This is a genomic window from Streptomyces sp. BYX5S (assembly GCF_054724165.1).
This window is the reverse complement of sequence record NZ_CM138829.1, coordinates 561,312-572,915: the sequence shown is the minus strand read 5'-3', so window position 1 is coordinate 572,915 and position 11,604 is coordinate 561,312. Positions and strand designations below refer to the sequence as shown.

The 11,604-nt window shown below is 71.2% G+C and carries 9 protein-coding genes; 6 read left to right on the top strand and 3 right to left on the bottom strand.

Annotated elements, in window-relative coordinates:
• The first annotated feature begins 117 nt into the window (after positions 1-117).
• Complete coding sequence (locus ACYBSK_RS02615; protein WP_460245041.1) at positions 118-492, top strand: SsgA family sporulation/cell division regulator; 375 nt, start codon at positions 118-120, stop codon at positions 490-492.
• Here the strand turns inward: ACYBSK_RS02615 and ACYBSK_RS02610 are convergent.
• Together ACYBSK_RS02610 and ACYBSK_RS02605 are read right to left on the bottom strand one after the other, a co-directional pair.
• Complete coding sequence (locus ACYBSK_RS02610; protein WP_460245040.1) at positions 482-2,686, bottom strand: MMPL family transporter; 2,205 nt, start codon at positions 2,684-2,686, stop codon at positions 482-484. The two genes, ACYBSK_RS02615 and ACYBSK_RS02610, sit on opposite strands and share 11 nt — an antisense overlap.
• Before the next feature lie 102 nt (positions 2,687-2,788).
• A complete protein-coding gene (locus ACYBSK_RS02605) occupies positions 2,789-3,376 on the bottom strand; it encodes a TetR/AcrR family transcriptional regulator (RefSeq protein WP_457475181.1) in 588 nt (195 codons plus the stop codon).
• 169 nt (positions 3,377-3,545) lie between these two features.
• On the opposite strand from ACYBSK_RS02605, the gene ACYBSK_RS02600 reads away from it, so the two are divergent.
• The gene (locus ACYBSK_RS02600) at positions 3,546-6,863 is read left to right on the top strand and encodes a S41 family peptidase (protein ID WP_460245039.1); all 3,318 of its coding nucleotides are present in this window, start codon (positions 3,546-3,548) and stop codon (positions 6,861-6,863) included.
• A 244-nt stretch (positions 6,864-7,107) separates the two neighbouring features.
• On the opposite strand, the gene ACYBSK_RS02595 is transcribed toward ACYBSK_RS02600, so the two are convergent.
• Positions 7,108-7,797, bottom strand: coding sequence for a MerR family transcriptional regulator (locus ACYBSK_RS02595; protein ID WP_457475179.1), 690 nt, complete (start codon positions 7,795-7,797; stop codon positions 7,108-7,110).
• Positions 7,798-7,916: 119 nt separating this feature from the next.
• Between ACYBSK_RS02595 and ACYBSK_RS02590 the strand changes: the two genes are divergently transcribed.
• The 4 genes from ACYBSK_RS02590 (at position 7,917) to ACYBSK_RS02575 (ending at position 11,570) form a co-directional block, all read left to right on the top strand.
• A complete protein-coding gene (locus tag ACYBSK_RS02590) occupies positions 7,917-9,452 on the top strand; it encodes a flavin-containing monooxygenase (protein ID WP_460245038.1) in 1,536 nt (511 codons plus the stop codon).
• Entirely contained in the window at positions 9,449-10,393 is a 945-nt protein-coding gene (locus ACYBSK_RS02585; RefSeq protein WP_460245037.1) for an alpha/beta fold hydrolase, read from the top strand. The genes ACYBSK_RS02590 and ACYBSK_RS02585 overlap by 4 nt, the downstream gene beginning before the upstream one ends.
• The gene (locus tag ACYBSK_RS02580) at positions 10,390-11,265 is read left to right on the top strand and encodes an SDR family oxidoreductase (RefSeq protein WP_457475176.1); all 876 of its coding nucleotides are present in this window, start codon (positions 10,390-10,392) and stop codon (positions 11,263-11,265) included. The genes ACYBSK_RS02585 and ACYBSK_RS02580 overlap by 4 nt, the downstream gene beginning before the upstream one ends.
• Positions 11,266-11,387: 122 nt before the next feature.
• Positions 11,388-11,570, top strand: coding sequence for a hypothetical protein (locus tag ACYBSK_RS02575; protein WP_457475175.1), 183 nt, complete (start codon positions 11,388-11,390; stop codon positions 11,568-11,570).
• Positions 11,571-11,604: the final 34 nt, after the last annotated feature.

The following is an 11,604-nucleotide window of genomic DNA, read 5'->3' as shown; positions in this document are numbered from 1 at the left end:
TCGGTGAACCGTTCGATGATAGTGGTTTGTTGCGAACGCCTTGCAATAACGTCTCAGCGCCAGTTGAGCCCAGTCATCCCTGGTCTGTACACACCGCCTTATGCGACATTTGATGACATGACGGAAGCCGAGCAGTACGTAGAGCAATACGCGCGGGCCCGTGTCGTCACCGACTCCCCCGAGGCGCACCGCGCGGTCCCCGTCGTGCTGCGCCACGAGCACGGCACCGTCCACGTCGCCCTGCCCGGCTCCGGCGAATGGGGCGCCTTCCCCCGCGAGCTGCTCGAACGCGGACTGCGCGCCCCGGTCTCCGGCGGCAGCGTGCGCGTGTGGCCGTGCGGGCGCGTGCAGACCGTCATCGAGTTCCACGCCCCCCACAAGCCGAGCGGGGTGACGGTCGTGCAGTTCGACACGAAAGCGTTGATCCGCTTCCTGCGCCGCACCAGCACGACCGTCACCCCGGCCGGAGCCCCTCAGGGCGTCACGCGCTGACGAGCTCCCGCTCGTCGTCCGGACGGTCCTCGGCCGTCCGCAGGCCCTCGCCCTCGACGTCCACGTTCGGCAGCGCCTTCTGCAGCCACTTCGGCAGCCACCAGGCCTTCTTGCCGAGCAGCGCCAGCACGGCCGGCACCAGCGTCATGCGCACGATGAACGCGTCGAAGAAGACGGCGATGGCGAGACCGAAGCCGATCATCTTCACCATCTGCTCCGAGCTCCCGATGAAGCCCGCGAACACCGCGATCATGATGACCGCCGCGGCCGAGACCACCCGCGCCCCGTGCTTGAACCCGGTGACGACGGCCTGCGCGGGCCGCTCCCCGTGCACGTACGCCTCCCGCATGCGGGTCACGAGGAACACCTCGTAGTCCATCGCGAGGCCGAAGACCACGCCCACCATGAAGATCGGCATCATCGACATGACCGGACCGGTCTGCTCGACGCCGAACAGCGAGCCGAGCCAGCCCCACTGGAAGACCGCGACGACGGCGCCGAGCGCCGCGAGCACGGAGAGCAGGAAGCCGAGCGCCGCCTTCAGCGGAACCAGGATCGAGCGGAAGACCACCATCAGGAGCAGGAACGCCAGGCCGACGACGAGCGCCAGGTAGGGGATCAGCGCGTCGTTGAGCTTCTGCGACACGTCGATGTTCATGGCCGTGGAGCCGGTGACGCTCAGCTCGGCGCCGGTGTCCGCCGTGATGTCCTTTCCGGCGTCACGGATGTCGTGCACGACGTTCTCGGTGTCGACCGAGGACGGCTTGTACTTCGAGATGACGCTGATGACGGCGGTGTCGCCCGCCTTGTTGAACGTCGGCGGGGTGACCGCGGCGACGCCGTCCGTGCCCTTGATCTCCCGGACCACCTCGGAGACGGCGGCCTTCGGGTCGTCCGAGCCCTTGGCGTCGACGACCGTCATGAGCGGGCCGTTGAAGCCCGGCCCGAAGCCCTCGGAGAGCAGGTCGTACGCCTTGCGCTGGGTGGTGCTGGTCGGCTGCGCGCCGTCGTCGGGCAGGCCGAGTTCGAGCGAGGCCACGGGCACGGCCATGGCGCCGAGACCGAGGACGCCCACGATCAGGACGGCGACCGGGCGACGCAGCACGAAGCGGGCCCAGCGGGTGCCCATGTTGTCCTTGGGCTCCTTGCCCTCGCCGGCCTCGCCCAGCTCCTTGCGGGCCTTGCGGCCGTGCACCCGCTTGCCGACGTAGCCGAGCATCGCCGGGATCATGGTCAGGGCGATGAGCACCGCGATGGCGACGGTGCCGGCCGCGGCCACACCCATCTTGGTCAGCATCGGGATGTTGACGACGGCGAGGCCGACCAGCGCGATGACGACGGTGAGGCCCGCGAAGACGACGGCGGAACCGGCGGTCCCGACGGCCCGCCCGGCCGCCTCCTCGCGCTCGCGGCCCTCGGCCAGCTCGGCGCGGTACCGGGACACGATGAACAGGGCGTAGTCGATGCCGACCGCGAGGCCGATCATCATCGCCAGGGTCGAGGTGGTGCTGCCGAGGTCGAGCACACTGGCCAGCGCCGTGATGGTGGAGACGCCGATGCCGACACCGATCAGCGCGGTCAGCAGCGGCAGCCCCGCCGCGATCAGCGAACCGAAGGTGATCACCAGGACGACGGCCGCGATCGCGATGCCGATGATCTCGGTGGCGCCGGTCTCCGGCATCGCCTGGAGCGCGTCACCGCCGACCTCGACGGTCAGCCCGGTCTTCTGCGCGTCGTCGATGACCTCCTGGAGCGCGTCCCGGTCGGCGTCGGTCAGCTCCATCGAGGAGACCTTGTACGAGGCCGAGGCGTACGCGATCGTGCCGTCCTGGCTGACCGTCTTCGCGAGGAACGGGTCGGCGACGGACGCCACGTTCTTCGAGCTCGACTTCAGCTCGGCGACGGTGTCCTGGATGTCGGCCTTGTTGCCGGCGTCGGTGAGCTTCTCGCCGTCCGGCGCCTGGAAGACGACACGGGCGGTCGCCCCGTCGGCGGCCGAGCCGGGGAAGCGCTGGTCGAGGAGGTCGAAGGCCTTCTGCGCCTCGGTCCCGGGGATCGAGAAGGAACTGGAGGCGGCGGTCGGCGCGGACGCGGCGCCGACACCCGCGAGGGTGAGCAGCGCCACCCATATCAGGGCGACGAAGTGGCGTCGGCGGAACGCGAGTTTGCCGAGCTTGTAGAGGAATGTGGCCACGGAGGCGTACTCCCGGTCAGTCGTGGGCGTGGAGCAGGGCAGGGGAGATCGGCCCGACGACGTGAGCGGTGGCGCGTCAGGTGAACTTGTGGGGTAAACGGGTCAGGCGCTGAGGGCGGGGAGGACCACAGCGTCGATGTACGAGGCGAGGTATTCCTGCGTGGGTGGCTGCTCGTCGATGAGCGTGCGGGTGACGAACGCTCCGATCAGCATGTGGATCAGATAGTTGAGCGCCGGGTTGTCGGCCCGGATCTCCCCTCTGTCCACCGCTCTGCGCAGCATCCGGTCGACGCCCGACATCTCGGGCTCGACGATCCATTCCTTGACCGCCGCGAGGAGATCGGGGTTGGCGTGCACGGCCACCATCAGGCCGCGCATCAGCGCGCTGTTCTGCTCCATGTGACAGTCGTCCTCGCGGAGCGCCATCGCATGGAGGTCACCGCGCAGTGAGCCGGTGTCGACCTCGTCGAAGTGCGGCTTCTGGCTTCGCAGTGCACGCACCACCAGCTCGGCCTTTCCGCCCCACTGGCGGTAGAGCGTGGCCTTGCTGGACCGCGTGCGCGCGGCCACGGCGTCCATCGTCACGGCGTCGTAGCCCACCTCACGGAGAAGTTCGAGCACGGCGCCGTACAGCTCGGCCTCGCGCTCGGGCGTGAGCCGGCTGCGGCGCGACGCTGCCTCCGCCACCATGACACCCACCTGACCTCTCCTGATCCGTACGCCATAAAAGTACCCCCACCTCTAGCGAAACGAAACGGTTTCGTACGTGCCGTGCGCCACATCTTCTCCACGGACTCCTTCTCGGCGATCTCCGCGAGCCCCGGTTGCCGGAGCCCGCGTCGCGGAAAAGCATGAGGAGGTGACTGAGGCAACCGAGGATGCAGACGGCCCGGCGTACCTGCGCTTCCCGCACATCAGCGGCGAGCGGCTGTGCTTCGCCGCCGAGGACGACCTGTGGGTGGCACCGCTCGACGGCTCGGCGCGGGCCTGGCGGGTCACCGTCGACCGCACCCGCGTCGGCCACCCGCGCTTCTCCCCCGACGGCCGCCACATCGCGTACACGACGTGGCGCAGCCTCGACCCGGAGATCTGCCTGGCGCCAGTCGACGGCGGCTCGGCGCGCCGCCTCACCTACTGGGGCAGCCAGGACACCCAGGTGCGCGGCTGGTCGCCCGACGGGCACGTCCTCGCGGTCGCCTCGCACGGCGAGCCCTTCTCGTACTTCACCTTCGCCTACAGCGTCCCGACCGACGGCTCCCCCGGCGGCAAGCTGCCCTGGGGCCCGGTCTCCGACATCCAGGTCGCCGACATCGACGGCGAGCGGCAGACGCTGCTCCTGACCGGCACGCCGCCGCACGAGCCCGCCGCCTGGAAGCGCTACCGGGGCGGCGCGCAGGGCCGGCTGTGGGTGCACGGGCAGCGGATCCTCGCCGACCTCGACGGACACCTCGACGACCCGATGTTCGTGGACGGCCGCATCGCGTTCCTCTCCGACCACGAGGGCATCGGCAACGTCTACTCCTGCCTGCCCGACGGCACCGACCTGCGCCGCCACACCGACCACGACGCCTTCTACGCCCGGCACGCCTCCACCGACGGCAGCCGCGTCGTCTACCAGTGCGCGGGCGAGCTGCGGATCCTCGACTCGCTGGCCGCCGACTCCGTGCCGCGCCGGCTGACGGTCCGGCTCGGCGGGCCGCGCGCGGGGCGGCGCGGCTACCAGGTGCCCGCGGCCAGCCACGTCGACTCGCTCTCGGTCGACGAGACGGGCCGGGCCAGCGCCGTCGTCGTCCGCGGCAGCCTCTACTGGCTCACCCACCGCGACGGCCCCGCCCGCACCATCGCCGACACCCCCGGCGTCCGCGTCCGGCTGCCCGAGATGCTGGGCTCCGGCGGGCAGGTCGCCTACGTCACCGACGCCGACGGCGAGGACGCCGTCGAGATCGCCTACCTGCCGCGGGCCAGCGGCGACCGCAGCCCGCGCCGGTTCGCCTCCGGGCGGCTCGGCCGCGTCCAGGAACTGGTCTCCGACCCGGCGGGCGAACGCCTCGCGATCGCCTCGAACGACGGGCGGCTGCTGCTGATCGACGTCGGCGAGGAGGAGGGCGGCGAGGCACCACTGCGGGAGCCCACCGTCACCGAGCTGATCCGCTCCACCAACGGCCCCGTCCGCGACCTGGCCTTCTCCCCCGACGGATCCTGGCTGACCTGGTCGCACCCGGGCATCGGCCGCTCGCTGCGCCAGATCAAGATGGCCCGGATCAACCGGGGCGGCGGCTCCACCGCCCTCGGCGCCACCAAGGCCGAGACCGCGACGATCGTCGACGTCACCAACGGCCGCTTCGAGGACGAGAATCCCGTCTTCACCCGCGACGGCCGCTACCTCGCCTTCCTCTCCTGGCGCGGCTTCGACCCGGTCTACGACGTGCACACCGGCGACCTCTCGTTCCCGCTCGGCTGCCGCCCCTACCTCGTACCGCTGTCGTCCGCGACGCCCTCGCCGTTCGCGCTCTCCCCCGACGGGCGGACCGCGGCGGGCGGCCTGGACCCCGTCGAGGACGCGGGCGGCGACGGCACGCCGACCGTGGAGATCGAGGGGCTCGCCAACCGCGTGGTCCCGTTCCCCGTCTCGGCGTCCAAGTACTCGGCGCTGCACCCGGTCGCGGGCGGCGGCCTCGTCTGGCTGCGCTGGCCGATCTCGGGCGCGCTCGGCGAGACGTTCGCCAACCCGGCCGACCCCTCGGCCCAGCCCACCCTCGAACACTTCGACCTGCTCAAGGGCAAGAAGTCGGTCCTCGTCGCCCACATGGACTGGTTCGCGGTCAGCGGCGACGGCTCCCGGCTCGTCGTCGTCGACGAGGGCGAACTGGAGGCCGTGCCGTCCACCGAGGCCGGCGACAACGACACCACCGTCTGGATCGACCTGCGCCGCATCCTGCACGAGGTCGACCCGGCGGCCGAGTGGCGGCAGGCGTACGACGAGGCGGGCCGGATCATCCGCGCCTACTTCTGGGAACCGCACATGTGCGGCATCGACTGGGACGCGGTCCTCGACCAGTACCGCCCGCTCGTCGAACGCGTCGCCTCCCCCGACGAGTTCGCCGACCTCCTGCGCGAGGTCCTCGGCGAACTCGGCACCTCCCACGCCTACGTGGCCGCCGCCCGCCGCAACGAGGGCCCGCCGCACTACCAGCGCGCGCAGGGCCTCCTCGGCGCCAACTTCGTGTGCCGTGAAGGCCGTTGGACGCTCCAGCGCATCCTGCCCGGCGACTCCTCCGACTCCAAGGCCCGCTCCCCGCTGGCCGGCACCGGCATCCGCGACGGCGCCGTCCTCACCCACGTCGACGGCCGCCCGGTCGACCCGGTCACCGGCCCCTACCCGCTGCTCGCGGGCGCGGGCGGCACGACGGTCGAGCTGACCTTCACCCCCGCCGAGGGCGGCGGCCGCCCCCGCCGCGTCGCGGTCGTCCCCCTCGTCGACGAACGCCCCCTGCGCTACCAGGACTGGGTGGCCAAACGCCGCGCCGTCGTACGGGAGTTGAGCGGCGGCAAGTGCGGGTACCTGCACATCCCCGACATGGGCGGCTCCGGCTGGGCCCAGTTCAACCGCGACCTGCGCATGGAGGTCTCCCGCCCCGCCCTCATCGTCGACGTGCGCGGCAACGCGGGCGGCCACATCAGCGAGTTGGTCGTCGAGAAACTCACCCGAAAGATCATCGGCTGGGACCTGACGCGCAACGCCCAGGCGGTCTCCTACGCCTCGAACGCCCCGCGCGGGCCGGTCGTCGCCCTCGCCGACGAAGCGACCTCCTCCGACGGCGACATGATCGCGGCGGCCTTCAAACTCCTCGCCCTCGGCCCGGTCGTCGGCCAGCGCACCTGGGGCGGCGTCGTCGGCATGACCGGGCGTCACCGGCTCGGCGACGGAACGGTGATCACGGTGCCGATGAACGCGGCGTGGTTCCCCCAGTACGGCTGGTCCATCGAGAACCGGGGCGTCGAACCCGACATCGAGGCGCTGCGCACGCCCCTCGACTGGGCGGAGGGCCGCCATGCGCAACTGGACGACGCGGTGGACCTGGCCCTGAACCTCCTCGCGCAACAGGGCGCGACCACGCCCCCGGACTACTCCTCGGTCCCCGACCGCCGCCGCCCCCCACTCCCACCCCGCCCTTGACCCCTCCGGCTGCCCCTCCAACCTCTCCGGCTGCCCCGTTCAAGCCCCTCCGGCTGCCCCCATCAGCCTCTCCGGCTGCCCACATCAAGCCCCTCCGGCGATTGAGGAGCGGGGTATGGGGCAGAGCCCCAAGCCCAGCCACGGCTCCCCGGCGCACACCCCGGGGCTCCGCCCCGGACCCCGCTGCTCAAACGCCGCAGAGGCTTGAAGGGGTTGCGCCACAGAGCCCGGGACGGCCCACCGGCTATCGCGCCGACGGCCCCATCCGCCGATCGATCGCCAGCGACAACTCCGCCTCCACCACACCCTTCGCCAACGGCCGCAACCGCTCAACATCCCCGTCGGAGGCATGCACCGCCACCAACTCCGTGAAGAGCGCCGCAATGGCATCCGCATGCTCCCGCAGGCGCCGGGCCGCCGCCAGCACATCCGCCAGCGGAATACCCTCCCGCACGAGCGCCGCCGAGATGTCGAGCAGCCGCCGGCTGATGTGCACGATCTCCTCGCCGTCGATGCCCAGGTACCCGAGATCGAGGGCGGCCTGGAGGTTCTCGGGCGTGACGTCGTCCGCGAAGTAGTCGGCGAGTTCCGCGGCGGAGAGCCGGACCGGGACCTCCTCCGTCGGCTGGACGCCGAGGAGTTCGCCGACGTCGCGACCGCGGTCGAAGGCCTCGGAGAGCTCGCTGATGCCGTTCAGGGTGTGGCCGCGCTCCAGCAGGGACGCGATCGTGCGCAGGCGGTCGAGGTGCGTCTCGTCGTACCAGGCGATGCGCCCCTCGCGCCGGGGCGGCTTGATGAGGCCGCGCTCCCGGTAGAAGCGCACGGTGCGGACCGTGATCCCGGCCGCCTTCGCCAGCTCCTCCATGCGGTACTCGCGCTTGCCGCCGCCGCGTCCCGTCGCTGCCTTCTGCACGTCCTCCACGCCGGAAACCATATGTCGTACTGCCGGTAACTTTCCTTCGCCCGACCCCTACCCATGAGTACGCGAAAGCTCTACTCTCCGAATTACGCCAGTGTTCACTGGCAGAGTCGCGCGGCAAGGGAGGCGCAGGGATGGCCGAGCGGGAGCACGAGCACGTACGAGTGGCGGTGATCGGGTCCGGGTTCGGCGGGCTCGGCGCGGCGGTCCGGCTGCGGCGCGAGGGGATCACCGACTTCGTGGTCCTGGAGCGGGCCGGCTCGGTCGGCGGCACCTGGCGCGACAACAGCTATCCGGGCTGCGCCTGCGACGTGCCGTCCCACCTCTACTCGTTCTCCTTCGCGCCGAACCCGGACTGGCCGCGCACCTTCTCCGGGCAGGAGCACATCCGGGCGTACCTGGAGAACGTCGCCGACACCTTCGGGCTGCGGCCGCACATCCGGTTCGACTCCGAGGTGAAGGAGCTGCGCTGGGACGGCGAGAAGCTGTGGTGGGAGATCGACAGCGCGAGCGGGAAGCTCACCGCCGATGTCGTCGTCTCCGCGACCGGACCGCTCTCCGACCCCAAGACGCCGGACATCCCCGGCCTCGACACCTTCCCCGGCAAGGTCTTCCACTCCGCGCGCTGGGACCACGACTACGACCTGCGCGGCAAGCGCGTCGCCATGATCGGCACGGGCGCATCGGCGATCCAGATCGTGCCCGCCATCCAGAAGCAGGTCGGGCACCTCACCCTCTTCCAGCGCACGCCCCCCTGGGTGATGCCGCGCGCCGACCGGCCCATCTCCCAGGGCGAGCGCTGGCTGCACCGGCAGCTGCCCTTCACCACCCAGGCGCGGCGCGGACTCCTTTGGGGCATCCGGGAGTTGCAGGTCCAGGCGTTCACCAAGCGCCCCAACGAGCTGGGCGCCGTCGAACAGCTCGCCAAGCGCAACATGCACCGTGCGATCAAGGACCCGGAGCTGCGCGCCAAGCTCACCCCGGACTACCGCATCGGCTGCAAGCGGATCCTGCTCTCCAACACGTACTATCCGGCGCTCGCCCAGCCGAACGTCGACGTCGTCGCCTCCGGGCTGCGCGAGGTCCGCGGCAACACCCTCGTCGCCGCCGACGGCACCGAGGCCGAGGTCGACGCCATCGTGTTCGGCACCGGCTTCCACGTCACGGACATGCCGATCGCGCAGCGCGTCGTCAACGGCGAGGGCCAGAGCCTGGCCGAGAGCTGGAAGGGCGGCATGGCCGCCCTGCGCGGCGCCACCGCCGCCGGATTCCCGAACTTCATGACGGTCATCGGGCCCAACACCGGCCTCGGGAACTCCTCGATGATCCTCATGATCGAGGCCCAGCTGAACTATCTCGGCGACTACATGCGGCAGTTGGACGTCCTCGGCGGCCGCGTCGCGCTGAACCCGCGCACGACCGCCGTCACCGGCTGGAACAACCGCGTGCAGGACCGCATGAAGCGCACCGTCTGGAACACCGGCGGCTGCAACAGCTGGTACCTCGACGAGAACGGCGTCAACACGACCGTGTGGCCCGGCACCACCACCGAGTTCCGGCACGCCACCAAGCACGTCGACGTGGGCGAGTACGAGGTGGTGCGCCCGCCCTCGGCCACGTCACCCACGTCGCCCACCAAGAAGGAGAAGGCAGAGGTGAACGCCGCATGAGCCGCCTGATGCGCCATGTGACGACGGGGCCGTACGCGCCGCCCGTCGCCGCCCGGGAACTGACCGTCACCTCCGCGGACGGGGCCCGCCTCCACGTCGAGGTGCACGGCCCCGAGGAGGCCCCCGCCGTGGTTCTCTCGCACGGCTGGACCTGCTCGACGGCGTTCTGGGCCGCGCAGGTGCGCGCCCTCGCCACCGACCACCGGGTGATCGTGTACGACCAGCGGGGTCACGGCCGCAGCCCGGCCGCCCTCCAGCCCCCGTACACCACGGACATGCTGGCGGACGACCTGGAGGCCGTGCTCGCCGCGACGCTCGCGCCGGGCGAGAAGGCCGTGCTCGCCGGGCACTCCATGGGCGGCATGACGATGATGGCCGCCGCGGGACGCGCGACGTTCCAGGAGCACGCGGCCGCCGTCCTGCTGTGCAGCACCGGCAGTTCGCAGCTCGTGGCCGAGGCGACCGTGGTGCCGCTGATACGGACCGGCGCCATGCGCACCCGCATCACCCGCGCGATCCTCGGCTCGAAGGCGCCTCTCGGCCCGGTCACCCCGATCGGCAAGCGGGTCCTCAAGTACGCCACGATGGGCCCCGGCTCGGCCGCCGACAAGGTCGAGGCCTGCGCGCGCATCGTCCACGCGTGCCCGCGCGGCGTCCGGTACGGCTGGTCGCACGTGCTGGAGCAGCTGCAACTGGACGTCAATGTCGGCCGGTTGACGATGCCCGTCGCCGTCGTCGCCGGCACCGAGGACCGGCTCACCCCCGTCGTGCACGCCCGGCGGATAGCCGCCGCGCTGCCGAACTGCGTGGGCCTCACCGAACTGGCCGGACTCGGCCACATGACACCCGTCGAGGCCCCCGAGGCCGTCACGGCGAAGATCCGGGAACTGTCGCAGCAGTACGTCGATTCACACTCGCCGAAGGGGGCGGACGCCGCATGAGCAGGGTCAGTCTTGAAGGACAGGTCGCGGTCGTCACGGGCGCCGCGCGCGGCGTGGGCGAACTCCTCGCGCGCAAGCTGTCGGCGCGCGGCGCGAAGATCGCCCTCATCGGCCTGGAGCCGGACGAGCTGAAGCAGGTCGCCTCGCGGCTGCACTCCGACGCCGACTGGTGGCACGCGGACGTCACCGACCACGAGGCGATGGCGCGGGTCGCGCAGGAGGTCAAGGAGCGGTTCGGGAAGGTCGACATCGTCGTCGCCAACGCGGGCGTCGCGACCGGCGGCCCCTTCGCCGACTCCGACCCGGTCGCCTGGCGGCGGGTCATCGAGGTCAACCTCATCGGCTCCGCCGTGACGGCGCGCGCCTTCATGCCCGTACTCGTGGAGTCGCGCGGCTACCTGCTCCAGATCGCCTCGCTGGCCGCGCTCACCCCCGCGCCCATGATGACCGCGTACTGCGCGTCCAAGTCGGGCGTCGAGGCGTACGCGCACGCGCTGCGCGCCGAGGTCGGCTACAAGGGCGTGCGGGTCGGCGTCGGCTACCTGTCGTGGACCGACACGGACATGGTGCGCGGTGCCGACCAGGACGACGTGATGCGCGATCTGCGCAAGCAGCTGCCGTGGCCGACGAACCGCACGTATCCGCTGGGCCCGGCCGTCGACCGGATCGTGGCGGGCATCGAGCGCCGGTCCGCGCACGTGTACGCGCAGTGGTGGCTGCGCGGCATGCAGGGCATCCGCGGCTACCTGCCCACGGCGATCGGGATCGTGGGCCAGCGCAAGGTGAGCCGCTTCGAGGGCCGCCTCGGCACGGTGTCGAAGGGTCTGGTGGGCGCAGGCGGCGCCGCCGACGAGGCAGCACGAGGCCGCTGACCTGGGGTTTCGTCGGCCGGTCCGTCCTCCGCACACGGTCCGTCATCGTCCAAAATGCGCCATATGGGGGCCCGTGTCAGTCTGGTCGAGGTTCATCCCCGATCCTTCACGGAGAGCATCAAATGGGTATCTCTGACCAGTTCAAGGACAAGGCCGAAGAGCTTCAGAACAAGGCCAAGGAAGCCATGGGCGGCTCCGAGGGCAAGTCCGAGGAAGGCCAGGACCGCGCCAAGGACGGCATGGACCAGGCGAAGGACAAGGCGCAGGACGCCGCCGACGAGGCGAAGGACCGCTTCCAGCGGTAGCACCGCCCGTACGCACGCGACGGGGCCCCGTCCG

Bases quoted from the DNA above. Each gene is read 5' to 3' on its own strand.
- ACYBSK_RS02585 (WP_460245037.1), top strand. From the start codon at position 9,449: ATGAGCCGCCTGATGCGCCATGTGACGACGGGGCCGTACGCGCCGCCC.
- ACYBSK_RS02575 (WP_457475175.1), top strand. From the start codon at position 11,388: ATGGGTATCTCTGACCAGTTCAAGGACAAGGCCGAAGAGCTTCAGAAC.
- ACYBSK_RS02595 (WP_457475179.1), bottom strand. From the start codon at position 7,797: ATGGTTTCCGGCGTGGAGGACGTGCAGAAGGCAGCGACGGGACGCGGC.
- ACYBSK_RS02580 (WP_457475176.1), top strand. From the start codon at position 10,390: ATGAGCAGGGTCAGTCTTGAAGGACAGGTCGCGGTCGTCACGGGCGCC.
- ACYBSK_RS02605 (WP_457475181.1), bottom strand. From the start codon at position 3,376: ATGGTGGCGGAGGCAGCGTCGCGCCGCAGCCGGCTCACGCCCGAGCGC.
- ACYBSK_RS02590 (WP_460245038.1), top strand. From the start codon at position 7,917: ATGGCCGAGCGGGAGCACGAGCACGTACGAGTGGCGGTGATCGGGTCC.
- ACYBSK_RS02615 (WP_460245041.1), top strand. From the start codon at position 118: ATGACGGAAGCCGAGCAGTACGTAGAGCAATACGCGCGGGCCCGTGTC.